At 48.1% G+C, this 24,163-nt stretch carries 24 protein-coding genes; 16 read left to right on the forward strand and 8 right to left on the reverse strand.

Annotated elements, in window-relative coordinates:
- Positions 1-12 precede the first annotated feature (12 nt).
- From VIM88_RS04290 to mltG, 3 genes are all read right to left on the reverse strand, one after another.
- Positions 13-324: a hypothetical protein gene (locus VIM88_RS04290; RefSeq protein ID WP_331861650.1), complete on the reverse strand. Its 312-nt coding sequence runs from the start codon at positions 322-324 to the stop codon at positions 13-15.
- Positions 325-426: 102 nt separating this feature from the next.
- Positions 427-759, reverse strand: a complete 333-nt coding sequence (locus tag VIM88_RS04295; RefSeq protein ID WP_331861651.1) for a hypothetical protein — start codon at positions 757-759, stop codon at positions 427-429.
- Between the two features lie 235 nt (positions 760-994).
- Positions 995-1,894 (reverse strand): endolytic transglycosylase MltG, encoded by a 900-nt coding sequence (mltG, locus tag VIM88_RS04300; RefSeq protein WP_331861652.1) that lies wholly within the window; start codon positions 1,892-1,894, stop codon positions 995-997.
- Between mltG and VIM88_RS04305 the strand changes: the two genes are divergently transcribed.
- The gene (locus VIM88_RS04305) at positions 1,875-4,463 is read left to right on the forward strand and encodes an AsmA-like C-terminal domain-containing protein (protein WP_331861653.1); all 2,589 of its coding nucleotides are present in this window, start codon (positions 1,875-1,877) and stop codon (positions 4,461-4,463) included. The two genes, mltG and VIM88_RS04305, sit on opposite strands and share 20 nt — an antisense overlap.
- A gap of 27 nt (positions 4,464-4,490) precedes the next feature.
- On the opposite strand, the gene VIM88_RS04310 is transcribed toward VIM88_RS04305, so the two are convergent.
- Together VIM88_RS04310 and secA are read right to left on the reverse strand one after the other, a co-directional pair.
- Positions 4,491-5,717 carry an ABC transporter permease gene (locus VIM88_RS04310; RefSeq protein WP_331861654.1) on the reverse strand — a complete coding sequence of 409 codons (1,227 nt, stop codon included), beginning with the start codon at positions 5,715-5,717 and terminating at the stop codon, positions 4,491-4,493.
- Positions 5,717-8,338, reverse strand: a complete 2,622-nt coding sequence (gene secA / locus VIM88_RS04315) for a preprotein translocase subunit SecA (protein WP_331861655.1) — start codon at positions 8,336-8,338, stop codon at positions 5,717-5,719. The genes VIM88_RS04310 and secA overlap by 1 nt, the downstream gene beginning before the upstream one ends.
- A 176-nt stretch (positions 8,339-8,514) precedes the next feature.
- On the opposite strand from secA, the gene lolA reads away from it, so the two are divergent.
- The 6 genes from lolA (at position 8,515) to VIM88_RS04345 (ending at position 12,085) form a co-directional block, all read left to right on the forward strand.
- Positions 8,515-9,036, forward strand: coding sequence for a LolA-like outer membrane lipoprotein chaperone (lolA, locus tag VIM88_RS04320; RefSeq protein ID WP_331861656.1), 522 nt, complete (start codon positions 8,515-8,517; stop codon positions 9,034-9,036).
- Between the two features lie 2 nt (positions 9,037-9,038).
- Positions 9,039-9,575, forward strand: coding sequence for a hypothetical protein (locus VIM88_RS04325; RefSeq protein ID WP_331861657.1), 537 nt, complete (start codon positions 9,039-9,041; stop codon positions 9,573-9,575).
- 21 nt (positions 9,576-9,596) lie between these two features.
- The gene (arsC, locus tag VIM88_RS04330; RefSeq protein ID WP_331861658.1) at positions 9,597-9,950 is read left to right on the forward strand and encodes an arsenate reductase (glutaredoxin); all 354 of its coding nucleotides are present in this window, start codon (positions 9,597-9,599) and stop codon (positions 9,948-9,950) included.
- Between the two features lie 109 nt (positions 9,951-10,059).
- Complete coding sequence (locus VIM88_RS04335) at positions 10,060-11,658, forward strand: ABC-F family ATP-binding cassette domain-containing protein (protein WP_331861659.1); 1,599 nt, start codon at positions 10,060-10,062, stop codon at positions 11,656-11,658.
- Between the two features lie 133 nt (positions 11,659-11,791).
- Positions 11,792-11,926 carry a hypothetical protein gene (locus VIM88_RS04340; RefSeq protein WP_255344716.1) on the forward strand — a complete coding sequence of 45 codons (135 nt, stop codon included), beginning with the start codon at positions 11,792-11,794 and terminating at the stop codon, positions 11,924-11,926.
- A gap of 21 nt (positions 11,927-11,947) precedes the next feature.
- Entirely contained in the window at positions 11,948-12,085 is a 138-nt protein-coding gene (locus VIM88_RS04345; RefSeq protein ID WP_331861660.1) for a hypothetical protein, read from the forward strand.
- Between the two features lie 66 nt (positions 12,086-12,151).
- On the opposite strand, the gene VIM88_RS04350 is transcribed toward VIM88_RS04345, so the two are convergent.
- Positions 12,152-12,889: a YebC/PmpR family DNA-binding transcriptional regulator gene (locus VIM88_RS04350; RefSeq protein WP_331861661.1), complete on the reverse strand. Its 738-nt coding sequence runs from the start codon at positions 12,887-12,889 to the stop codon at positions 12,152-12,154.
- 85 nt (positions 12,890-12,974) lie between these two features.
- Between VIM88_RS04350 and VIM88_RS04355 the strand changes: the two genes are divergently transcribed.
- Entirely contained in the window at positions 12,975-14,414 is a 1,440-nt protein-coding gene (locus tag VIM88_RS04355) for a protein adenylyltransferase SelO (protein WP_331861662.1), read from the forward strand.
- Positions 14,415-14,449: 35 nt separating this feature from the next.
- Positions 14,450-14,767: a thioredoxin family protein gene (locus VIM88_RS04360; RefSeq protein WP_331861663.1), complete on the forward strand. Its 318-nt coding sequence runs from the start codon at positions 14,450-14,452 to the stop codon at positions 14,765-14,767.
- A 456-nt stretch (positions 14,768-15,223) separates the two neighbouring features.
- On the opposite strand, the gene VIM88_RS04365 is transcribed toward VIM88_RS04360, so the two are convergent.
- Together VIM88_RS04365 and exbB are read right to left on the reverse strand one after the other, a co-directional pair.
- Positions 15,224-15,601 carry a biopolymer transporter ExbD gene (locus tag VIM88_RS04365; protein ID WP_331861664.1) on the reverse strand — a complete coding sequence of 126 codons (378 nt, stop codon included), beginning with the start codon at positions 15,599-15,601 and terminating at the stop codon, positions 15,224-15,226.
- 102 nt (positions 15,602-15,703) lie between these two features.
- Positions 15,704-16,150: a TonB-system energizer ExbB gene (gene exbB / locus VIM88_RS04370; RefSeq protein WP_331861665.1), complete on the reverse strand. Its 447-nt coding sequence runs from the start codon at positions 16,148-16,150 to the stop codon at positions 15,704-15,706.
- A 168-nt stretch (positions 16,151-16,318) separates the two neighbouring features.
- On the opposite strand from exbB, the gene gyrA reads away from it, so the two are divergent.
- The 7 genes from gyrA to VIM88_RS04405 all read left to right on the forward strand — a co-directional run.
- The gene (gyrA, locus tag VIM88_RS04375) at positions 16,319-18,811 is read left to right on the forward strand and encodes a DNA gyrase subunit A (protein WP_331861666.1); all 2,493 of its coding nucleotides are present in this window, start codon (positions 16,319-16,321) and stop codon (positions 18,809-18,811) included.
- 1 nt (position 18,812) lies between these two features.
- Entirely contained in the window at positions 18,813-19,850 is a 1,038-nt protein-coding gene (locus VIM88_RS04380) for an aspartate-semialdehyde dehydrogenase (protein WP_331861667.1), read from the forward strand.
- Entirely contained in the window at positions 19,850-20,362 is a 513-nt protein-coding gene (locus VIM88_RS04385; RefSeq protein WP_331861668.1) for a YqhA family protein, read from the forward strand. The genes VIM88_RS04380 and VIM88_RS04385 overlap by 1 nt, the downstream gene beginning before the upstream one ends.
- 66 nt (positions 20,363-20,428) lie before the next feature.
- On the forward strand, positions 20,429-21,478 hold the full coding sequence (gene hemE / locus VIM88_RS04390; RefSeq protein WP_331861669.1) for a uroporphyrinogen decarboxylase: 1,050 nt from the start codon (positions 20,429-20,431) through the stop codon (positions 21,476-21,478).
- A 207-nt stretch (positions 21,479-21,685) separates the two neighbouring features.
- Positions 21,686-22,033: a four helix bundle protein gene (locus VIM88_RS04395; RefSeq protein WP_331861670.1), complete on the forward strand. Its 348-nt coding sequence runs from the start codon at positions 21,686-21,688 to the stop codon at positions 22,031-22,033.
- A 101-nt stretch (positions 22,034-22,134) separates the two neighbouring features.
- Entirely contained in the window at positions 22,135-23,535 is a 1,401-nt protein-coding gene (locus VIM88_RS04400) for an HD domain-containing protein (RefSeq protein WP_331861671.1), read from the forward strand.
- A gap of 2 nt (positions 23,536-23,537) precedes the next feature.
- On the forward strand, positions 23,538-24,163 hold a 626-nt coding region (locus VIM88_RS04405), incomplete at its 3' end, for a radical SAM protein (protein WP_331861672.1).

A 24,163-nucleotide genomic window follows, 5' to 3' on the forward strand; every position in this document is an offset into this window, starting at 1 on the left:
CTAGAGGGGTATTTACTCGTAACCGTGTGCTACAGTATGGATCTCTTCCATGAACTGCTCAATATAGAAGGTCACAAGGTTTGCCAGATCTTCCGGTGTTTTTTCAAGATAGTTTGGTTTGATAGGTATCTTCTGCTCTCGGTTCTCTGTTCCGTTCACGACATACTTCAGCAGGACATAGGGATCACCCGACTTCGTATCATGAACGCCGTTTCTTGTGATCTCTTCAGGGATATAGTAATCAAGCGCGATATCCGGATCTACTAAGACGTTATTGACAAGTTCTACAACTTTTTCTAATTTTTCTTTCATTGCTTGTTGCATATTATTTCTCCTTATGATTGATAGTACCTAGTATTGGCTCCACAGAGATGCTCTGCGAAAACCATACCAACGCTTTAGCCTAAAAACGGTGCGAGTGCCTCTTTAGCCCATCTCTACAGAGTCTATCTCTGTTTTGAACTGCTCGATGGAGAAAGTGACCATATCGGCTATCTTTTCAGCGGAATAAGGAAGATAGGTTCTGCCTAAACGGATCTTTCGCTCAGGAACAGTATATTCACTTACCACATATTTCACCAAAATGTAAGGGTCACCCGAAAGATCACCAGGCTCTTTGGATCCGCTCGGTATGTCACAACTGTCTGCTGTGGTCGCTACCTCAGGTATACAATATTCAATATCAATATCAGGGTCAGCCATCACATTGTTTACAAGTGCTACGACCGCCTCCAGTTTTTCTTTAAGTGCTTTTTCCATTATTCTTACTCCTTAAATAATATGACTCATTTTTAATGATGAGCATGAAGTATGATCGTGACAGAGATGATACCTTGAGAGGCATCTCTACCCCAACTCCATAATACATTGTAGCAAAAAAAATTAAAGAATTAAATAAAAATTAATGAATAAAACAGAAGGCAGTGCTTGCGGGCAGTAGGTGGAAAAAGTTTAGTATGGAGCAGAGGAGGAGGATACCGGGGTGACAGCTCTCCTAGCGGGCTTTGTTGATATGCTTGAGATGTCTGCTGTAGCTGTCGGTAAAGTCATGCAGACCCTCGGAATTCTTCATAAAATAGAGGTAGTTGGTCTTTGCCGGCTTCATGGCGGCTTTCAGCGCATCCAGACTTACGGCACCGATAGGCGAGGGTGGAAGTCCTTTGTACTTATAGGTGTTGAAACGGCTGGTATCGTTCTTGATGCGTTCCGGAGTCACCTTGATGTGTGAGTATTTCCCGTAGTTGAGCGTGCCGTCCATCTGCAAAGGCATGTCACGTTTCAGGCGGTTGTAAATGACCGAAGCCACCAGAGGCATCTCTTTGGTATTGGCAGCTTCTTTCTGTATGATGGAAGCAACGGTCAGTATCTCGAGCCACTTTTTTTCTCTGTAGGTGCCATAGACCTTTTGGGAGATCTCCTGGTATCTTTTTTCAGATTCTGTGGTAAGAAAATGCATAAGGTGTTCTTCACTGATGCCATAGGGTACGTAATAGGTATCTGCATAGATACCTGCCTCGGGATAGCGGGAGAATTTCCTGTAGTAGTCATGGAGTTTGTTTTTGCTGAGGTTAAGGTCTTTGGCCAGAGAGTCTAAAAAAAGTTCGGTCGTCTCGCCGGGGATCAGTGTGACCTCTTCCATTTTCGCTTTAGCCGTGGCAAGTCTATGGAGAAAATCGATGCGGTTCAGGCGGGTGGCCCCTATATCTACCCATCCGCTTTGGGGTTTGCCGAGAAAGACCAGAATATACCTGTCAATGGGGCTTAGCGCATAGCCTTTTTGTGTCAGCTGTGATATAATATGCGTGATCGAGCCCTGAGGGACAAGAAGTGTTCTGGTAGTTTTGACGGGGAGTGTAGTATAAAAGGCAAATGAGATGATCAAGACCAGTACCATGTTTTCTATGCATGCTATCCATGTACTTCTGCGTAATATACTCATCTCTCTGATCGTCCTTTGTACTGCTCTTTTCATGTGGCTCTTGGCAGGCATCAAGTTCGATACCTTGAAAATAGCCAATTACGATGTAGCTGGATTATACATTAAACTCGATAAAAAGCTTACACTGAAAGCAGATCATGTCGTCATTCACAAAAATAAAGAAGCGCCTGCTTTTCATAATGTACGAAAGACACTGGAACGTGTCAAATACCTGCTGACCTTTTTTGAACATATAGAACTTCAAAACCTTGTATTTGACAACAATACCATGAAGATCGTCTTCAGCCGGGACTATCTGCTGATCGATAGCAAGGAGTACAGGATCTCAGGGAACATTTCCCATGATGGCAGCCTGCTCAAAGCAACCATTCCCATCCTGAACATCAAAGAGCATAACCTGACCGTGAGCGGAAAGTTCACCTATGACCTGGACCGAGACATTCTTGATACCAAGGGGCAGTTTCTCCTCAATGATATTTCAGGAGAGTTCAATGCAAGTAAAGAGAGGTCCCAGATCACTTTTGCGTTGAAAAGCAGTGAATTTACAGACCTGAGACCTGTCATCAACAGATTCAAACTTGCAGAAGCGGTCAGAAGCTGGGTGCTGGACAAAGTAGAAGCAAAGAGCTACAGACTGCTTTCCCTAAGCGGGAAAGGGAGCATCGTCAAAAAGCGATTTAAAATGGACCTGGATGCCTTAAAGGGAGAGGCACTTTTCAGCGAAGCGAAAATACATTTCAAAGAGCAGCTGGCACCGGTGCTGGCACCAAGCTTTCTGTTGACCTATGAGGAGGGAGGGCTCTATTTCGATCTGCATGCACCGACCTATCAAGAGATCAGTCTAAAAGGAAGCGAGGTTTCGATACTCGGTCTGCGCAAGCCCGATACCTATTTAAAACTGAAGATCAGGGCCCATACCTCTTTTGACACTGAACTGCAGCATCTGCTGGAAGCCTATAACCTTGTCGTGCCCCTCAAGCAGACCAGCGGAAAAGCAAAGCTTCTTTTTATGGCAGACCTGGGGTTAAAGAACCGCTATCAGGACTTCTTTGTCAATGTGGACTTCGATAAAAGTGATCTATGGCTGAAGAGATTCAAACTTCCGATTGAAAAAGGCAACCTGCAGTACAAACAGGGTGTGGTCACGTTAAAAGATATCCATCTCAAAGATGCACTCTATGAAGGGGTGCTGCATGGCAAGATAGCGGTGCAGAAGAAAAAAGCGGATCTGACCCTGAAGGCAAAAAAGATCGCACTGGGAAACAAGGAAGAGAAATTTTTTGTTTTGAAAAATAAAACCGTGCCTTTTACGGTCGAATTTGGCAACAAGACGGTCGTGACCGTACCTAAACTGCACGCGCAGTTCATCAATGATAAGAATGAGAGCTATATCTATTTAACGGACCTCAGTAAGATCAAACCCTACCTTACAGATCCGGGACCTCTTGAGGAGGGGGGGTATGTGGATATCTATACACAGGATCATCAGACCTATACCTTTAACGGCATTATGAAAAGAAGCTCATGTTTTTTATATGAGAAAGAGAACGAATGCAAGACAAGAGTGCCTTTTGAGGGTAGGGTCACTGCAGAGAACCTCTATTTTTATGCCTTCGATAAACGTTTTTACTACAACAGAGCCAAGGCGAGGGTGAGACTTACCGATCTGAATATCGATCTTGAAAAGTTTTTACAGATCAATGCCAGGCAGAAAAAAGAGGATGCAGGGGCCCAAAAGAGTGCTGAAGAGGGGAAGCCTTTGATCATTCTGGGTAAAAACAGTCAATTAAGATATGGTGAATACAGTCTTGTCACGGACAGCTATGATGTAGAGGTAAAACCCAATGGAGATATAAAAGCGTTGGGCAGTTCCTCCGGGGATATTATCAAGTTTTCCAAAAAGGGAGATATCCTGTCGATGCAGGCATTGCGTGTACAGGATAAAGTGCTTCATCCCCTGATCAACTTTAAAGGGTTGAAGGATGGACGCTACACGCTCAAACTCTCAGGCGCCCCGGAGGGAACCATGAAGGGCAGGATCATCGTAGAAGGCGGTGTGATGAAAGATTTCAAAGCCTACAACAATACCCTGGCCCTGATCAATACCCTGCCTACTTTGGCCATTCTGCAGAACCCGGGATACTCTTCAGAGGGATTTACCATAGAAGAGGGTGTTGCCGAATACCGTATGGTCAAACAGGACAAGATCCTCTTTGACTCTATTTATATCAAAGGGACTTCCGCAACGATCGCAGGTACCGGAGAGATCGACCTGAACCAAAAAACGATCAGGCTCGATCTTGCCATCCAGACAGCCAGAGAACTTGGAAAGTTGGTAGGGAGTCTGCCGCTTTTGGGCTATATCATCACAGGCGGAGACAAAAGTTTGACATTCGGTTTGCAGATCACAGGAAGTCTGGACAAACCCGAAGTGAGCACGTCAGCGGCGAAAGATATCTTTGCTCTGCCGCTGAAAATACTGCAAAGAACCCTGGAAGCACCGAAGAATATCATCAATCGCTAGCCGCAGCAGATACTGCTGCAGTAGCGGTTACTCGTTCCTGAGTACGGTCAAAGGATCCGTCTGAGACGCTTTTTTTGCAGGATAGAGGGAGGAGAGCAGGATAATGATGCTCGTACCTAAAATGATCAATCCGAAGTCAGTGGGTGTCAGATCCACAGGCAGTTTGGAAGTACCGTACACATCTGCAGGCATGGAGATGATGTCAAATGTCGAGAGTAGCCAAATGCCAAGTCCGCCCAGCAGGGTACCGGCGACGATCCCCGCACTGCCTATGATGACCCCCAGTTGAAAGAAGATGGACTTGATCTCAGCTCTGGTGGCACCCAGGGTACGCATCAGGGCGATCTCCCTTCTTCGGCTCATCACCGTCATCAGCAAAGAGGAGATGATGTTGAGGGATGCCACAAGGATGATCAGCAGCAAGACCAAAAAGAGCGCTTTTTTCTCCATCTCCATGGCCGCAAAGAAGTTTCCGTTCTGCTGCCACCACCCTTCAATGACCACCATGTCCGGCAGTACACGCTTGATCTTTTCGATCTCATCCAGAGGCTTTTCCGTATAGATGTGCAGGCCATCATAGCTTCCGTGCTTGCGGTCCAGCAGTTTTTCGAACGCTTCCAGGGAGGTATACATAATGGCTTTGTCATAGGCTTTGAGACCGGACTTGAAAATACCATCGACGGTAAAACGTTTTTGAAGCGGCATCGTTCCAAAACCGATCGCCTGCTGTTCTGAAAAATAGAGCGTGACCTTCTCGCCTTGCGGAGCGTTCATTTCAAAAGAGAGGCCTTCCCCTATGACGACCCTGAACTTGCCCGTTCCGTCTCCTCTGGCCTCTTTGAATATGGGATTGATGGCACTCTCTTTGTCAAAATCCACGCCATAGACCAAAGATCCCTGTACCGCACCGTCGTTCTTTGTGATGACCTGGGTCGTATAGTAGGGACTGAATTGAAGGTGGGGAAACTGCTTTTTCAGCGACGTGATCAGGGTGTCATTCACCGCATCTTCATCCAGGGGAAGTACGGTAAGGGGGTAGTTCATCACGAAAAGCTTCTTGGTGAACTCTTTTTGTGTCCCGTTCATGATCCCCATGGCGATCATCAGAACCATGACACCTGCCGAGATACCCAAAAAGGCCAGCATCGCAGAGATGAATATAAAAGGGTTCTCTTTATCGTATTTGAGATAGTGCCTGATGATATGCCTGATAAACTTTTTATTGGGCGAGGAGGTCTTGGCAGGCGCGGACATTAGGCCAACAGCCCTTTTTTAGGGCCGCTTTGTCCACAGCAGTTCTTATATTTCTTACCTGATCCGCACGGGCAGGGTTCATTTCTTTTAGGCTTTTTTGTACCCGCCAGCGGTTTGTTCCTGGTGGCTTCCTGCGCTTCTGTACTGAGCGTGGCATGGGCAACCTCATTCTCCAGCTCTTCCCTGATATGCTCGACGGCAGCCTCTTCCTCTTCCGGAGAGGTAAAGTCGAACTGCACCAGCTGAAGCACTTTGACCGCTTCAAGTTTGATACGGCTTACCAGCTCTGTGAAGAGTTTGTAGCTGTCCTGTTTATATTCGGTCAGCGGGTCTTTCTGGTTGTATCCACGAAGACCGATCCCTGTTTTAAGGACATCCATTTCATAGAGATGGTCTCTCCATTGAGGGTCCAGCACCTGCAGGTAGAGGATGCGTTCTATCTCCTGACGCTGCGCCGGGTCGAGTTGAGACATTTTTCTTTCATAAAGATCTTCCATCATCCTGGTGATCATCTCAGTCAGCTCGTCGACCTCTTTCTCTTTGAACTGTTCGCTGTCCACTTGAATATGAAGCTCTTCTTTGATCAGTGCGGCCAGTCTCTCTACATCATAGTCTTCCGTTGGCATACCTGCAAATATTTCCGCTTCTGCCAGAAGATGGGCTACATATTCGGCACGGTTCTCTTTGATCTTGGCGCCGATGTCGAATTCAGGGTCCAGGAGCTGGTTTCTGAATGCATAGATCGCTTTTCTCTGGTGGTTGGCCACATCATCGTACTCCAGGATGTGCTTTCGTGACTCGTAGTGCTGGTTCTCCACTTTTTTCTGTGCCTTCTCTACAGAACGTGTGACGATCTTGGAGTCGATGAACTCTCCCTCTTCGACACCGAGTCTGCTCATGATGTTTCTGATCTTCTCTCCGCCGAAGATCCTCAGAAGGTTGTCATCCAGGCTGAGGAAGAACTGACTCTCTCCCGGGTCACCCTGGCGGCCTGAACGTCCTCTCAGCTGGTTGTCGATACGTCTGCTCTCATGGCGTTCCGTACCGAGGATCATCAGTCCGCCGAGCGCTCTTACTTCATCATCGATCTTGATGTCGACACCACGTCCCGCCATGTTGGTCGCCACGGTCACGGCACCTTTCTGGCCGGCATTCATGATGATCTCTGCTTCCTGCGCATGGTTCTTCGCGTTCAGGACATTGTGCGGGATCTTCTCTTTTTTGAGTCTCTCATGGATCATTTCCGATTTTTCAATGGAGGCTGTACCGATCAGCACCGGCTGGCCTTTTTGATTCAGCTCTTTGACCCTTCTTACCACCGCGTCCATTTTCTCACGCTCTGTATTGTAGATCAGGTCGTTCTTGTCTATTCTTGCAATAGGCAGGTTGGTCGGGATGGAGATCACGTCCAGGTTATAGATCTGCGAGAACTCGGTCGCTTCGGTCTGTGCCGTCCCTGTCATACCGGCCAGTTTCTCATACAGTCTGAAGTAGTTCTGGTAGGTGATCTCGGCAAGTGTCTGGGACTCTTCCTGTATCTCAACACCTTCTTTGGCTTCGAGTGCCTGATGCAGCCCTTCAGAATATCGGCGGCCTTCAGAGAGTCTCCCGGTAAACTCATCCACGATGATGATCTCATTGTTCTGTACGACATAGTCCACATCTTTCACAAAGATATAGTGTGCCTTAAGTGCCTGGTCAAGGTGGTGCGAGAGTACGGCATTTTCAAGACTGTAGAGGTTGTCTACTTCAAAGAGGTCCTGCGCTTTCTGGAGCCCGTCCTCTGTCATCACGACGGTCCTGTTCTTTTCGTCTACGATGAAATCTCCCGTGGTCTGTTCCGGTTCACCCGGTCTGGTCGCTACTTTTTCGCCGCGTACCATCTGCTTGGCGATGGCATCGGCTCTGGCATAGTAGTTATGTTCGCGCTGGGTAGGTCCGGAGATGATGAGCGGTGTTCTGGCTTCATCGATGAGGATGGAGTCTACTTCATCCACGATGGCAAAGTAGTGCTCACGCTGCACTTTCTCTTCCACCCTTACTTTCATATTGTCGCGAAGATAGTCAAAACCGTACTCATTGTTCGTTCCGTAGGTGATATCCGCATCATATTGTGCTTTTCTGCTGGCATCGTCATGGATGTTCGCAGTGAGGCATCCTACACTGTACCCCAGGAACTCATAGAGCTTTCCCATTTCATCGGAGTCTCTTTTTGCCAGATAGTCATTGACCGTCACGACATGCACCCCTTTGCCTGTCATGGCATTGAGTACCACAGCCAGTGTGGCTACCAATGTTTTACCTTCCCCTGTCTTCATTTCGGCAATGTTGCCGTCATTCAGTACCAGTCCTCCGACCATCTGTACATCATAATGTCTCATGCCCATGGCACGTTTTGCTGCTTCCCTGGTAATGGCAAAAGAGTCAAAAAGCACGTCATTGAGTGTTTTGGTACCGTTCTGTACTTCATTTTTCAGTGTTTCAAATGCCGCTTTGAGTGCCTCATCGTCCAGGGCTTCATACTGAGGTTCCAGTTGATTGATACTTTTTACTTTCTTGAGATAGTTCTTTACGATCTTGTCATTTTGGGTGCCAAAGAGTTTGAGTACGCTTTTTATCATTGTAGGTTTAGCCTTTGCATAAATTCCGATTATTTTATCCAAATAGAGATTAATATTCCGTTAGACAAAGCGCAGGCTTATCCACGCTTGTGACACAATTTTTTGAGAATATGCAATATCTTATCACGTTAAAAGTGCTATTTTGGTATATTTCAAGTTATGGAAAAGGATAAAGAATGAGACTGTTGTTATTACTGTTATCGGTACCGTCACTGCTGCTGGCCAACATAGAACTGCCGGAAAATTTTCAGGCAGATTTTGTACAAAAGATCACCAACCCCAAACAAAAGGTGATCACCTACAGTGGAAAGGTACGTTTTTCCAACGGGACACTTTTCAAATGGAGCTACAAGGAACCTACCAAAAAAGAGGTATGTACCGACGGTAAGGAGCTGCTTGTCGTAGACCATGATCTCGAACAGGTCTCTGCCTACCGTATATCCGACGGCATAGATATCGCCAAAATATTACAAAAAGCAGAACCCTACCGTCCCAATGTCTATGTGGCAGTGTATGAGGCTAAAAAATACACCATACAGGTAGACAGAGAGCAGAAGCTTCACAGTATCGCCTATTATGATGACCTGGACAACAAAGTACAGATCATCTTCCAGCAGATGAAGTACGGAAAGGGAGATCTGCCTGCAGAGAGCATGAAGTGCAACTATCCGATAGCGTATGACAGGATCGAAGGATAAGCATGCAGGATTTTTTGGTGACGATCGAGAATGATTCTACCCTGATGCTGACGATGGGCGTTGCATTGGCGGTACTTTTGATCATTCTGCTTGTGATCGTAGTGTCGGCCATGAAGGTCAAAACCTATAAAGAGACATACTGGGACACGAAAGTCGACAACGAAGAGAAAACCGCCTATATTGCTGAGCTGGAGCATGCGCTTGAGGCCAGTAAGCACCAGAACACAACGGATCAGCAGGCGCTGGAAGCCTTTGCAGAGACCAGGGAGACACTGAAGTCAACGAGTGAGACCCTGCATGCATTGCAGGAGAAACACACCTCCCTGGAAAAAGAGCTTGCCCAGACAAGAACGGACCTGGAGAATGCCCGCGAGATGCATGCGGCACTTCAGGAGGAGCATCATCTTCTGAAAGAGAGACATGAAGTGGTAGTGGAAGAGAACAGCAGATGCCGTACCAACAATGCGCGTTTACTGATGAAGCTTGAGAGTATGGAACGCCAAGGCGCTTCGCACAACCATAAAGAGCAGGATAGTTAAACCAATACAGAAAGGACCAACATGGCAAAACCAACGATATGGCATAACCCAAGATGCAGCAAGTCAAGAGATGCGCTGACGCTTCTGGAAGAGAAAGGGATCGATGCAGAGGTGGTGAAATATCTGGAGACGCCTCCGAGCAAAGAGGAGATCAGGGAAGTGCTTGACATGCTGGGTATCTCAGCGAGAGAATTGATGAGAACCAAAGAAGAGATCTACAGGGAGTTGAACCTGAAAGAGGTAACGGATGAAGAGAAGCTCATCGAAGCGATGGCGGAGCATCCAAAGCTCATCGAGCGCCCCATTGTGATCAAAGAGGGCAAAGCAGCGATCGGCCGTCCTGTTGAAAACATCATTGACCTTTTGGATGGTTAACAGATTTCTTCTGCAAGCGTTTCAGGACCGGAAAACGCTTTGCCAATTTCTTTTTTCCACTTTCAGTCCATTATGCTAAAATTCCAACAATCAACTACAAGGATGCGAGATGCTTAGTACAGTAAATTTAACACAGCGCTATGGAAAAAGAGTGCTTTTTGACAAGATCAATATCACGTTGGATGCGGGTAAACGTTACGGACTTATCGGTGCCAACGGTGCGGGTAAGTCAACGTTCTTAAAGATCCTCGCAGGTCAGATAGAGCCAACGGACGGTGAAGTCCAGCTGCAGCCGGGACTGAAAATGGGAGTCCTTGGACAGAACCAGTATGCGTTCGAGGACTATACCCTGAGAGATGCGGTACTCTATGGGAACAAAAAGCTTTTTGATGCACAAAAAGAGAAAGAGAAGCTCTATATGGAGGGGGACTTCGAGAGCGATGAGGTCAACAACCGTCTGGCAGAGCTTGAAATGATCTGTGCGGATGAAGATCCTACCTACGAATCGGATGTAAAGATAGAAAAACTGCTTGAAGCCTTGGGTTTCCCTGCTTCACAGCATGATGACCTGATGTCTTCGCTGACCGGCGGGGACAAGTTCAAGATCCTTTTGGCGCAGGTACTCTTCCTGAAACCCGATGTGCTGCTTCTGGATGAGCCTACCAACAACCTGGATATGGATACGATCAGCTGGCTGGAGGAGGAGCTCAAACGCCATGAAGGTACACTGCTTGTCATCTCTCACGACAGACATTTCCTTAACGGGGTAGTGACGCATATACTCGATCTTGATTTCCAGAATATCCGTGAGTTCACAGGCAACTATGATGACTGGTATATCGCAGCGAACCTGATAGCCAAACAGGCAGAGACGGACAGGGGCAAAGCGCTCAAGGAGAAAGAGGAGCTTGAAAAGTTCATTGCCAGATTCTCTGCGAATGCCTCCAAAGCAAAACAGGCGACGAGCCGTCAGAAGCAGTTGGACAAACTGGATGTCGGCGAGATCAAACTCTCCTCGCGCCGTGACCCTTCCATCATGTTCAAAGCGCACAGGGAGATCGGTAATGAAGTACTGGAAGTGGAAGGGCTTTCCAAAAGCTATGAGGACGAAAAGGTATTTGAAGGTCTTACGTTCAAGGTCAACAAAGGCGACAAGATCGCGCTGATAGGTACCAACGGTGCAGGGAAGACCACGCTTCTCAAGATCCTGATGGGAGAGGTGGAAGCAGACAGCGGAAGCTTTACATGGGGACAAACGATCACCTACAGCTACTTCCCCCAAAATACCACGGACATCGTCGTAGGTGAGGAAGAGCTGCCGCAATGGATCCAGGGATTTGACCAAAAATGGCATATCGATGATATTCGAAAGACCCTGGGCCGTATGCTTTTCAGCGGAGAAGAACAGAAAAAGAAGATCAATGCCTGTTCAGGGGGCGAGAAACACCGTGTCATGCTCTCCAAGATCATGATGGATGCTTCCAATTTCCTTGTGATGGATGAGCCGAACAACCACCTGGACCTTGAAGCGATCGTCGCGTTGGGCGAGGCGCTCCATAACTATCAGGGCGGGGTGATCTGTGTATCACACGACAGGGAGCTTATCGATGCCTTTGCGAACCGCATCATCAAACTCAATGAAGACGGGACGATGATCGACTTTGAAGGCGGCTATGAGGAGTTCGTCGAGCAGTACGGAGCGCACTAACCGTGCTTTTCCAACCAGATCACAGCTTGATAAAGCCGTGATCCCACTATCATAAACGCTATTCCCACTCTCTTCACACTATCTTCATACTTCTGTTTTATACTTCCTTATCTTTACAAAAGAAAGGATTCAAATGAAAAGATTAACAGCGATTTTACTTCTGGCAGCCGCTTTGGTATCCAATGTATCGGCACATCATATGGCGCAGTCTGACACTGCAGGTTGGAATATCGATGAGGATTCTCCGCATCTATTGATGACGTTTTAATATAAAAAAGAAAGGATCACTATGAGAAAACTATTAACACTATTACTATTGGCTATCGGTCTGGCATCAAGTGCCTCAGCACACCACATGGCGCAGTCTGATACTGCAGGGGTAAATATCGATGAGGATTCTCCGCATCTGTTGATGACGTTTTATTAATAAATAAATACCTCTCCATAAGCATATCCTGAATGCAGGATATGCTTCTCACCTCTAGCTTATTTTTTAGGCGATGTTCGTATAGACAGCCTGCACATCTTCATCATCTTCTAGTTTTTCGATGAGCGTATCTATCTCTTCCATCTGTTCGTCATTCAGCTCTACAGGTGTATTGGCAATATACTCCAAAGTCGCTTTTTTGACCTCTATCTGCATATCTTCCAATGCTTTGCTCAGTTCACCAAATGCAGTAAAGTCACCGTAAACCCTCACGATATTGATATCATCACCATTTTCCTGAGGCTCGACATCCTCTTCTATCTCTTCCAACCCAAAGTCGATCAGTTCCAGTTCCAGCTCTTCAAGGTCCATCTCTTCCGTTCTGTTGAACACAAAGACGCATTTGCGGGTGAACATGAAGTTGAGAGAACCGGAGGTAAGCATCTCTCCGCCGTTACGGTTAAGGATCGCTTTGACGTTCGCCACGGTTCTTGTATTGTTGTCTGTCGCACACTCTACGATCATCTGCACACCATAGGAAGCTTTGACATCGTAGGTAAGCTCCTTGATATCCGCCGCATCTTTGGCCGAAGCCCTTTTGATGGCCGCTTCAATGTTGTCCTTAGGCATATTTTGCGCTTTTGCATTGAGAATAGCGGTACGAAGTTTAGGGTTCATATCAGGGTCCGGACCGCCCTCTTTGGCCGCCATCGTGATGATCTTTCCTAATTTGGGGAAAACCCTGGACATGGTTCCCCATCTTTTCATTTTCGCTGCTTTTCGGTATTCGAACGCTCTACCCATGTGTGATTCCTTACAAGATTTAATTGTGTGATTATACTCTATTTCGCTTAAGTAGTATCAAGGAGATGCTGTGTAGAATAGCAGTATGAAACTAAATGAAATCAAACTGACCAACCCCTATTTGGAGCTGCCCAGGGAGTGTTACACCAGGGTGGAGCCGACACCGCTGGAAAACGTTTTTCTGATCCATGCCAACGAAGCGGTCGCATCCTTGCTGGGTATCGATATCGAAGAGCTCTACAGTGACGCTTTTCTGGATTTTGTCAACGGCGCGCTGGCACTGGAGGGTTCTGACCCCTTTGCCATGTGCTACGCAGGGCATCAGTTCGGCCATTTCGTCCCGCGTCTGGGTGACGGAAGAGCGATCAACATCGGTACGCTCAACCACCTGCATCTGCAGCTGAAGGGGGCAGGGCAGACACGCTACTCCCGTTCTGGGGACGGACGCGCCGTTCTGCGTTCGAGCATACGCGAATACCTGATGAGCGAAGCGATACACGGACTGGGTATAGAGAGCACCAGGGCGCTGGCTCTGATAGGCTCGGAACATAAGGTCTACAGAGAAGTGTGGGAGACAGGTGCCATCGTATTGCGTGTCTCTCCCAGCTGGATACGCTTTGGTACCTTTGAATACTTCGCGCACAAAAAAAGATACAAAGAGCTGGAAGCCCTGGCGGACTATGCCATAGCTGAAAGCTACCCACACCTCGCAGATGCACCGGACAAATATCTGCACTTTTTTACTGCAGTGGCAGGCAAGACAGCCAGACTGATGGCCGAGTGGCAGGCGGTGGGGTTCAACCACGGCGTCATGAACACGGACAATATGTCCATTGCAGGACTCACCCTGGACTACGGCCCCTTCGCCTTCCTGGACGACTATGATCTTCAGTATATCTGCAACCACACCGACCAGCACGGACGCTACAGTTTCGGCAACCAGCCCAACATAGGAAAATGGAACCTGCAGGCGCTGATGCATGCACTCTCACCGATAGTGCAGAGGGAAAAGCTCGAAAGTGCATTGGAAGGGTATGCAGACCTCTACCATCACCACTACCTGGAGCTGATGCGAAAAAAACTGGGATTGGATGCACTGAAAGAGGAGAAGGACCTGGAGCTTGTCAGGCAGCTGCTGCGGATGATGCAGGAACTCCAGCCTGATTATACACTTTTCTTTCGGACGCTCAGCCGCTATGACGGAGAGAGAAGTTCACTGCTGAAACTGGGGCTTTACCATCAGCCCATGCATGCGTGGCTGGAGCGTTACGATGAGAGACTGAAAGAAAACCGTTCCACCCTGCAGGAGAGACACCGGGCCATGCTGCGGACCAACCCGAAGTTCGTACTGAAGAACTACATGCTCCAGGAAGCCATAGAAGCTGCCCAGAAGGGTGACTTTTCTGTGGTAGATGCGTTGTTCAGGATCGCGCAGGATCCCTATGCGGAGCATCCACAGCATGAAAGATGGGCAGGGCCTACCCCGGACGCCTTCAAGAACCAGAAGCTGAGTTGCAGTTCCTAAGCGATATAATTTGAAAGATCATTGAAGGAGCAGGTATGACCCTCGAAGCACTACAAAATACGATAAAAAATGAAGTAGGGGTGCTGCTCTATTTCTCCGGAGAACACTGCAATGTATGCCATGCGCTCAGACCCAAGTTCAAAGAGGTCTTTGATGCGAACTTTCCACTACTGAAACAGATCTATCTCGATGCCCATGAAAACCTGGAGATCTCTGTACATTTCCGGGTCTTTTCGGTCCCTACGATGATCGTCTTCCTGGATGGTAAAGAGTTCGCAAGGGAAGGGCGTTCTGTCAGTATGCATCAGCTGACCGAGAAGCTGAAGCGTCCGTATACGATGATGACGGAGTAATTCAGAAGTACGTTATCCTTGTACTTCTGGTATATATTTTCGGTTATGTACCCCTGGCTAAGTCATCCAGGATTTTTGAGAGTTTTGCCGAACTTCCTTAAGGTTCAAACTGCGGTGGTGTTACCCTCTTCATTTTTTTAGAAAAAACGAAGCAAAAAAGCGTCATGGCTCTCGAATCGCTTTGCTTTCAAGGGCGTTCGCCATGACATGGGCGCACATCCGTGCGATCAATAACAAGAAGAGCATGAGTATCGTTTACGATACCTTTCATCAATCGTACGAAGTACGTTTTTTGACACTACGAACACCTTTGTAAGCGAAGCGATTTGAGAGTAGTGTCGACTTTTGCATACTTTTCTAGAAAAGTATGAGAGAAACAACGCCACAATTCAAATGATCGGAAGTTCAATTAAAATATTAAAAATAAGATGGTCGATTTATCGACCTTACGGTATGTTATTTCTTCGTAATGATAGAGATATTCTCAAACCCTTTGGTCTTCAGAATATCGATGATGCTGACAAAGTATTGGAAGGCACTCTCTTTGTCCATATGCAAAGAGACCAGATCCTTTTTCGGATCGAGCTTCATCAGTCTCTCTTCAATGGCCTCAAGACTCAGGGCCTCTTTATTATAGAAGTATTTCCCCTCTTTGTCTATGGCGATGTGGATGCTTTTTTTCTCTTCACTCTTCTTGGAACTGGCACTGGGAAGGTCCACTTTGATCGTCTGATTGGTGACGAACGTAGCGGTGGCGAGTACGATGACCAGAAGTACCAGTACGATGTCGATGAAGGGAACGACATTCATCTTGTCAAAGCGTTCGCGTCTCATTGACAGGTTCCTTTTTGAGCAAAGCCCAACAAAGGACTCTTCAACAGAGGGTTCGCGTGACTGGTCACTTTTAAGCTGCTTCTGTCTATGAGTACTTTTTTGTTAAGCATGCGTGTTCTCATCCTGTGCTATTTCCCATTTGGCCAGGATCCTGTCGACCTGTGTCAGCAGTGCATTGTAGAGCACCGTGGCAGGGATCGCTACGACCAGACCAGCGGCGGTGGCTTTCAGCGCCAGCGCCAGGTGCTTCATTATCTCACCAGGGTTGATCGTATCCTGCTGGTCCCCGATGATGTAAAAAGTAAGGATGATCGCCAGAACCGTACCGAGCAATCCTATATAGGGGGCATTCGAACCGATGGAGGCGATGGTGGCCAGACGTTTTGAAAGGTCCAGCTCCAGGGCTGTCTTGTTGCGGTAGTCTGAAAGTCGGATACCGCGGTAGAAAAGTACCCTTTCGATAGCAAAAGCAAAGGTAATGAAACTCAAGAAAAAGAGCAACCCTATGATGCCATAATCCACGATATCTTTTATCTGTTCAATAAGCACTGTTTTTCCTCATACGTTTAATTTAGAGTGCATTATATAGAAATTGAGTTAAATTCATGTTAAATCCGTTTTAAGACGCCTGGCTTCGATTTTAAGCGCTTTTAAGCCTTTTTATTAAGGCGATGTTAGGTACAATGAATGCAATTTTTTACACAATTAAGGAAATGTATGAGCGATCTATTTGACGAGCAAAAAAACACCGGACAAGTGTTGATAGAAGACAGTATGAAGGCCAGCTATCTCGACTACTCCATGAGTGTGATCATCGGTAGAGCATTGCCTGATGCAAGAGACGGGTTGAAGCCTGTACATAGAAGAATCCTGTATGCGATGAACGACCTTCATCTTACCCACAGAAACCCTTACAAGAAATCCGCACGTATCGTCGGTGACGTGATCGGTAAGTATCACCCGCACGGCGACAGTTCGGTCTATGATGCACTGGTGCGTATGGCACAGGATTTCTCCATGCAGGCACCTCTGGTCGACGGGCAGGGTAACTTCGGTTCGATCGATGGTGACAATGCCGCGGCGATGAGATATACCGAAGCGCGTATGACCAAGATCGCAGAAGAGCTTCTGTCCGACCTCGAAAAAGATACGGTCGATTTCGTACCCAACTATGATGACTCCATGCAGGAACCTGACGTACTTCCTTCGCGTGTGCCGAACCTGCTGCTGAACGGTTCAAGCGGTATCGCGGTCGGTATGGCCACGAACATCCCTCCGCACAGACTCGATGAACTGGTCAGTGCGCTTGTCGCACGTATCGACGATCCGAACGCTACCGTCGAAGAGATGATGCAGATCGTACAGGGGCCTGACTTCCCGACCGGCGGTATCATCTTCGGACGCAAAGGTATCACAGATGCCTACACTACAGGGCGCGGGCGTATCAAAGTACGTGCCAAAACACATATAGAGCAAAAAGGCTCCAAAGAGATCATCATCATCGACGAGCTCCCGTTCCAAGTGAACAAGTCCAGACTGATAGAGAGCATTGCACAGCTCGTACGTGACAAACAGATCGAGGGGATCTCCGAACTTCGTGATGAGTCGGACAGAGAAGGTATCCGTGTGGTGATCGAGCTGAAGCGTGATGCGATGAGCGAGATCGTCCTCAACAACCTCTTTAAAAGTACACAGCTGCAGGTGACGTTCGGTATCATCATGCTTGCGATCGCAGACAAAGAGCCGAAAGTGTTCAATCTTTTGGAACTCTTCGATCTTTTCCTGAAACACAGAAAAACAGTGGTGATCAGAAGAACGATCTTCGATCTTGAAAAAGCAAGAGCCAGAGCGCATATCCTGGAAGGTCTGAAGATCGCTGTCGACAACATCGATGAGGTGATCAAGATCATCCGTGCCTCTTCGGATGATGTGGAAGCCAGAGAGAGCCTGATGGCACGCTTCAAGCTTTCAGAGATACAGGCAAAAGCGATCCTCGAGATGAGACTCAGACGTCTGACCGGTCTTGAGATCGAGAAGATCGAAAGCGAGCTTGCCGAACTTCTCAGACTCATCGCAGAACTCGAAGGTATCCTGAAAAGCGAAGAGAAGATCAATGCGATCATCCGTGAAGAGCTTGTAGAGATCGGCGAGAAATATACCACGCCGCGCCGTACAGAGATCGTGGATGACTATGACGATATCGATATCGAAGACCTTATCCCGAATGAACCGATGGTGGTGACGATCACACACCGCGGGTATATCAAACGTGTACCGGTGAAGCAGTACGAGAAACAGCATCGCGGCGGCAAAGGCAAGATCGCCGTGACGACCTATGATGACGACTTCATCGAGAAGTTCTTCACCTCCAACACGCACGATACGCTGATGTTCGTGACGGACAGAGGACAGCTCTACTGGCTCAAGGTCTACCGTATCCCTGAAGGTACGCGTACGGCCAAAGGCAAGGCGGTCGTGAACCTGATCAACCTCCAGCAGGATGAGAAGATCATGGCGATCATCCCTACCACGGACTTCGAAGCGGATAAAGGGCTCGTATTCTTCACGCAGAACGGTATCGTCAAGCGAACCAACCTCTCCGAGTATTCGAACATCAGAAGCAACGGTGTCAGAGCGATCAACCTGGATGAAGATGATGTACTGGTGGATGCGAAGATCGTCAAGCCGGATACAAAATGGCTCTTTGTCGCAACGAAAAAAGGTCTCTGTATCAGATTCAGAGTGGAAGATGCAAGAGAGATCGGTAGAGTGGCACGCGGTGTGACGGCGATCAAGTTCAAGATCGAAGGGGACCATGTCTGCGGGGCAACGACCATCGAGAACGAAGAGGACGAACTGCTGATGATCAGCGAAAAAGGTCTTGGAAAACGTACCACTGCAAGCGAGTACCGCGAACAGAACCGTGCCGGAAAAGGGGTCATCTCCATGAAGCTGACGCCTAAGACCGGTGATGTGGTAGGCGTGGTATTCGTAGAAGAGGACAAAGACCTGATGTGTCTGACGAGCATCGGCAAGATGATCCGTGTGGACATGGAGACCATCCGTAAAGCAGGGCGCAACACTTCAGGTGTGAAGATCGTCAATGTGGATGCGAAAGACAGAGTGGTGAGCATAGCGAAATGTCAAAAGGCAGAAGTGCCGGATGAGAATGATGACGAAGAGACAGATGATACATTAGGATTAGAATAAAGTGAAGAGATATAAAGTAGCAGTAGTCGGTGCATCAGGTGCCGTAGGAGAAGAGCTTTTTAGAGTATTGGATGAGGTGAAGTTCCCGGTAGAGGACCTTTTGCCTTTGGCGAGTGCGAGATCCGCAGGTGAGATCATTGAATTTCAGGGGGAAGAGTACAGGATAGAGGAGCTGACCGAAGAGGTATTTGAGGGACGTGATATCGATATCGCTTTCTTCTCCGCTGGCGGCAGCATCTCTGCACATTATGCAAAGTATGCGGTAGCATCGGGAGCCGTGGTGATAGACAACACTTCCCACTTCAGAATGGACCCCAAGATACCGCTGGTCGTACCGGAAGTGAACCCGGAAGACATCGAGCTCTGGAAAGAGACAGGGATCATCGCCAACCCCAACTGTTCCACGATCCAGATGGTACAGCTTCTGAAACCGCTTCATGACCTTTACGGGATCAAAAGAGTGGATGTCAGTACCTACCAGGCGGTCAGCGGCGCAGGTAAAAAAGGGATGGAGGAGCTTGTGGCGCAGATGCAGGCGTTCTTCAACTTTTCTCTGAATGATGCGAAGGTGGAAGCGTTCGCGCACCGTATCGCGCTGAATGTCATTCCCCACATCGATGTACCGCAGGAGAACGGCTATACGAAAGAAGAGATGAAGATGGTTAAAGAGACCAACAAGATCATGCACAGTGATTTTGCCGTCTCTGCCACCTGTGTACGTGTGCCGGTCCTCAGAAGCCACTCAGAATCGATCACGGTCACCTTTGAAGAGGGTGTGAATGTCGATGTGGACAAGGTAAGAGAAGCACTGGGCAACTTTGAAAATGTCACGGTGATAGATGACATGTCCAAAAACGCGTACCCTATGCCTCTGACCGCGACCGATACGGATGAGACCTATGTCGGGCGTATCAGAAAAGATATCTATGCGGACAATATCCTGCACCTTTGGGGCGTAGCGGACCAGGTAAGGGTCGGTGCCGCGACCAATGCCGTGCGTATTGCACAGAAATGGATCAAACTCGAGGAGAACGCGTAATGTTGGAAAAACTCTTTGAAGGAGCGATCTGGAGAAGCCGTCTGATCGTGCTTTTGGCAGTGGTCTTTGGTCTGCTGGGTGCGATCATTCTTTTTGTGGTGGCTTCCATGGACATTTGGAACGTGGCGGTCACATCATTTCAGGTCGTGACACATACGATACCGCATCCTGAACATTTTCACGAAGATGTGGTTGCCGGTATCATCGGTGCGGTGGACCTCTACCTGATCGCGGTGGTGATGTTCATCTTCTCTTTCGGGCTGTATGAGCTTTTTATTTCGGACATCGATGAGGCAAGCGGGAAGAACGGCTCCAAACTGTTGGCGATCCAGTCACTGGACCAGCTCAAGGACAAGATCGCAAAGGTCATCGTGATGGTGCTTGTGGTGAACTTCTTTCAAAGGGTATTGCATACGAAGTTCTCTACACCTATCGAGATGATGTATTTTGCACTTTCCATCACCGCATTGGCAGTAGGCCTGTATTTTTTGGGAAAAGTAGGCAAACACTAGAGCGCCGCAGAGGTCACTAAGACTTTTCTTGTCAAAGGGAAGCGAATAATTTTTAAGGAAACACAATTGAGTAAGATATTTGTAGATGCATGTTTGGGGAAAGAGACACCATACACTCCGGTATGGATGATGAGACAGGCAGGACGCTATCTACCCGAATATATGGCAGTCAGAGCCGAAGCGGGAAATTTCCTTAACCTCTGCCACGATCCCAAGAAGGCAGCAGAAGTGACGCTGCAGCCGCTGGACATCGTGGGTGTGGATGCGGCGATCCTTTTCTCGGATATCCTTGTGATCCCGGATGAAATGGGTATGGACCTGAGCTTTGTCAAAGGGGAGGGGCCGAAATTTTCCGACCCGCTCACTTCACAGGAAGACCTGGACAGACTCATCGGTGGCGACGAGGCGGCCAGCAAACTGACCTATGTGTACGATACGATCAAACTGCTCAGAGAGCAGCTGGATGCGAGAGGGGATGAGAAGGCGCTGATCGGTTTTACCGGCGCGCCCTGGACTCTGGCCACCTATATGATAGAAGGGCAGGGGACCAAGACCTACAATATCTGCAAGAAGATGATGTACTCCAACCCGGAACTCCTTCACAACATCCTCAGAAAAGTGACGGATGTCGTCAAGCTCTATATGGAGAAACAGATCCAGGCGGGTGTGGATGTCGTGCAGATCTTCGACTCCTGGGCCGCGGCGATCGAGCCGGGCAACTATGACGAGTTCTCCTGGAAGTACATGGTGGAGATCGCCGAGTATCTGAAAGAGAAATATCCGCATATCCCTGTGATCATGTTCCCCAAAGGGGTGGCTGCCTTCATCGAGCGCGGCAAAGTGTACGGGAACTTCGACGTCTTCGGTGTCGACTGGGGAACCCCTATGGCACTGGCCAAAGAGAAGCTCGGCGACAAATACGTCCTTCAGGGCAATATGGAGCCATGCAGGCTCTACTCCAAAGAGGCCACGACCAAGTGTGTTGAGTCCATCCAGGAGACCATGGGCGGCAAAAGACACATCTTCAACCTCGGACACGGTATTTTGCCAGATGTACCGGTAGAGAATGCAATACATTTCGTAAGTGAGTGTCAGAGAGTTTCTGCGAAGCAGTAACACTCTGGCACAGCGTTCAGCGTTCAGTGTGTAGCGAGTAGCGTGTAGTGTTAAGAGCTACGTGTTACGATAAAAGGAGTTTGCTTTTGAAGTGTGAAAAGTTGGATGTTTGGAAAAAGAGTGCCTGAGGGTGAGTGCGAAGCGCTAAAGCTCTTCGGCACAGCGTTCAGTATGTAGCGCGTAGCGTTCAGAAAGAAAGGCAAATTTATGAGATGTGAAAGATTGGATGTTTGGAAACGTTCTTGCAGACTGAGTGTCGATGTCTACAGATCTTTTGCATCTTGTAAAGATTACGGTTTTAAAGACCAGATCACTCGAAGTTCTTTATCGATCGCTAGCAATATTGCAGAAGGTATGGAAAAAGAGTCTGATAAAGATAAAAACCGTTTTATAAATATCTCTCAAGGCTCAGCGGCCGAACTTATCACACAAACCTATATCGGCATAGAAATCGGATATATTGAAAAACATATTGGTATGCAATGGATCAAAGAGATCAATGAACTACTAAGAATGCTAACTGCACTAAAGAAAAGTTATGATGAAAGACTCTGAACGCTACACGCTAAACGCTGAACTCTCGCCCAAGGCGTCCCAAACACATATAAAAGATCGTAACACGTAGCACGTAATACGTATCACCATAAAGGAACTTTATGCAGAATGATCCTGAACGCTCAACGCTAAACGCTGAACTCTCGCCCAAGGCGTCCCAAACCGTCGAAGAATGTGAACTCGGGATCGTAGGGCATAAGGTGTTCGTGCGGCTGAAAGACATCCCGATGTATCTTTCCAAGCGTACCAAGGACAGCATCCGTAACCGCTACAGCCACTCGATGGAAGTGGGGTTGAGCACCGAGTATATGCTGAACCATCTGAGCAGGCAGCTTGGAGAGGATGTCGACCTGAACTTCTTCAAGATAGGGAAGATCGTGGGGCTGCTGCATGACATCGGCCATACGGCGTTCAGCCATGACGGCGAGACCATTCTGGACAAGATGCTGCAGAAGGCTTCCGGCTCCTTCGAAAGACCGCTCAGGTTCAACGCCAACCTCAATAACTTCAGACGTATCCTCAAATACGAATTCTATGAGAATCTGCCCGAGGATGTAAAGCAGTATGCCCTGGCCTCTCTGGTCAAGCGTGTGCATGAGCTGGAAGAGTATCCGGAGTATCTCTACTTGAAGGAGTATGTGCGGGATTCCATTGCCCTGGAGGAGAAGTATCTTGCCTCCAAGGGCATCACCATCCAGAACAGTACGGGAAAAACGATCCTCTGCCAGGCGATGGACCTGGCGGACGAGAACCGGTACCGTGTGACGGACATCATCGATTCGCTCAACATCTATTCGATAGAGAAACTGCAGGAGATCCTGCTGCGTTCCCTCAAGAGCGAGGTGCGGGTCAAGGATATACGCAAACTGGTGCATCTGAAGACACTTGCTGTGCCCGGGTATGAAACGGTGCATTTTGACAAGATGAAGATCAAGGAGCTGCTGATCGCGCTGCTGAACCGTTCCAGCAATGCCAAGACGGAGTTCCAGAACACGATGAACGCGATCTCTATGGCGTTCAACAGGAACTTCAGGCTCAGGGAAGACGGGAAACTGGTGCCTGTGGATGCAGAGATCGAGGCTTTGAGAAAGGAGTTCCAGACGGTCGCTGCGACCTATCTGTGGGGTTCGAAAAAAGTGCAGAACATCAAGAAGCCGTTCAGGCACTATTTTACGACGGTGGCGGACTACTTTATCAACAAAGAGTTCGAACTGGAGCTGATCGACAGCAATACCTACAAAGAGGCGCTGACTGCGTTGCGCAGCAGTGATCTGGGCATGGAAGCCTACCAGAGGGAGAAGCTGTGTCTGATGCGGAACTTTCTGGGCGGTTTGACCAATCTGAAGATCATGGAGCTCTATAAAAAGATCGCGCTCTTGAAGTTTGAAGCAAAATTGGGGTATAAACTGGAAAACCGTGACAAACTCGTAGAGAAACATTCGGTAGAGGCTTTTGAAAAAAAGCTGGAAAAAAAGAGTAAAAGATTACTGAAAAAGGGGTAGCTGTGAACATTATCTTCGGTCCCATCCATTCACGCCGTTTCGGCAAGTCCTTAGGGGTTGACCTGAGCCCTTCGAAAAAGCAGTGCAACTTCGACTGTCTCTACTGTGAGCTTGAACCGGCCAAGACGGTGGATGGCTATGAGGATGTCGTGAGTGTCGAAGAGGTGGTCGCTGCACTGAAGGCTGCCCTCAAAGAGCATGGCGATATAGATTTCATCACCCTCACTGCCAACGGCGAACCCACGCTTTACCCCCATCTCTCAGAACTTATAGATGAGATCAATACCTTTAAAGGGTCCACCAAAACGCTCATCCTTTCCAATGCGGGCAATATAGACGATGTCAGGGTGCAGGATGCACTTCTGAAACTGGACGAGGTGAAGCTCTCTCTGGACTGTGCCACGCAAAAGTGCCTAAAAAAACTGGACCGTGCCCATGAGGGTATAGAGGTGGAGAACATCAAGGCGGGGATGCTGGCTTTCAAAGAAAGATACAGCGGGCCGCTGGTCATCGAGATCCTCATCGTCAAAACGCTCAACGACTCCGAAGAGGAGATCGCCAGGCTCAACGAGTTCCTGCTGAAGCTGCGTCCCACACGTATCGACATAGGGACCATCGACAGGCCGCC

Origin of the sequence: Sulfurovum sp. (assembly GCF_036568385.1) — a bacterium.
Taxonomy (GTDB): domain Bacteria; phylum Campylobacterota; class Campylobacteria; order Campylobacterales; family Sulfurovaceae; genus Sulfurovum.

Coding starts and splice junctions, on each gene's coding strand:
- VIM88_RS04290 (WP_331861650.1), bottom strand. CDS start 324: ATGCAACAAGCAATGAAAGAAAAATTAGAAAAAGTTGTAGAACTTGTC.
- VIM88_RS04295 (WP_331861651.1), bottom strand. CDS start 759: ATGGAAAAAGCACTTAAAGAAAAACTGGAGGCGGTCGTAGCACTTGTA.
- VIM88_RS04305 (WP_331861653.1), top strand. CDS start 1,875: ATGATCAAGACCAGTACCATGTTTTCTATGCATGCTATCCATGTACTT.
- mltG (WP_331861652.1), bottom strand. CDS start 1,894: ATGGTACTGGTCTTGATCATCTCATTTGCCTTTTATACTACACTCCCC.
- VIM88_RS04310 (WP_331861654.1), bottom strand. CDS start 5,717: ATGTCCGCGCCTGCCAAGACCTCCTCGCCCAATAAAAAGTTTATCAGG.
- secA (WP_331861655.1), bottom strand. CDS start 8,338: ATGATAAAAAGCGTACTCAAACTCTTTGGCACCCAAAATGACAAGATC.
- lolA (WP_331861656.1), top strand. CDS start 8,515: ATGAGACTGTTGTTATTACTGTTATCGGTACCGTCACTGCTGCTGGCC.
- VIM88_RS04325 (WP_331861657.1), top strand. CDS start 9,039: ATGCAGGATTTTTTGGTGACGATCGAGAATGATTCTACCCTGATGCTG.
- arsC (WP_331861658.1), top strand. CDS start 9,597: ATGGCAAAACCAACGATATGGCATAACCCAAGATGCAGCAAGTCAAGA.
- VIM88_RS04335 (WP_331861659.1), top strand. CDS start 10,060: ATGCTTAGTACAGTAAATTTAACACAGCGCTATGGAAAAAGAGTGCTT.
- VIM88_RS04340 (WP_255344716.1), top strand. CDS start 11,792: ATGAAAAGATTAACAGCGATTTTACTTCTGGCAGCCGCTTTGGTATCC.
- VIM88_RS04345 (WP_331861660.1), top strand. CDS start 11,948: ATGAGAAAACTATTAACACTATTACTATTGGCTATCGGTCTGGCATCA.
- VIM88_RS04350 (WP_331861661.1), bottom strand. CDS start 12,889: ATGGGTAGAGCGTTCGAATACCGAAAAGCAGCGAAAATGAAAAGATGG.
- VIM88_RS04355 (WP_331861662.1), top strand. CDS start 12,975: ATGAAACTAAATGAAATCAAACTGACCAACCCCTATTTGGAGCTGCCC.
- VIM88_RS04360 (WP_331861663.1), top strand. CDS start 14,450: ATGACCCTCGAAGCACTACAAAATACGATAAAAAATGAAGTAGGGGTG.
- VIM88_RS04365 (WP_331861664.1), bottom strand. CDS start 15,601: ATGAGACGCGAACGCTTTGACAAGATGAATGTCGTTCCCTTCATCGAC.
- gyrA (WP_331861666.1), top strand. CDS start 16,319: ATGAGCGATCTATTTGACGAGCAAAAAAACACCGGACAAGTGTTGATA.
- VIM88_RS04385 (WP_331861668.1), top strand. CDS start 19,850: ATGTTGGAAAAACTCTTTGAAGGAGCGATCTGGAGAAGCCGTCTGATC.
- VIM88_RS04395 (WP_331861670.1), top strand. CDS start 21,686: ATGAGATGTGAAAGATTGGATGTTTGGAAACGTTCTTGCAGACTGAGT.
- VIM88_RS04400 (WP_331861671.1), top strand. CDS start 22,135: ATGCAGAATGATCCTGAACGCTCAACGCTAAACGCTGAACTCTCGCCC.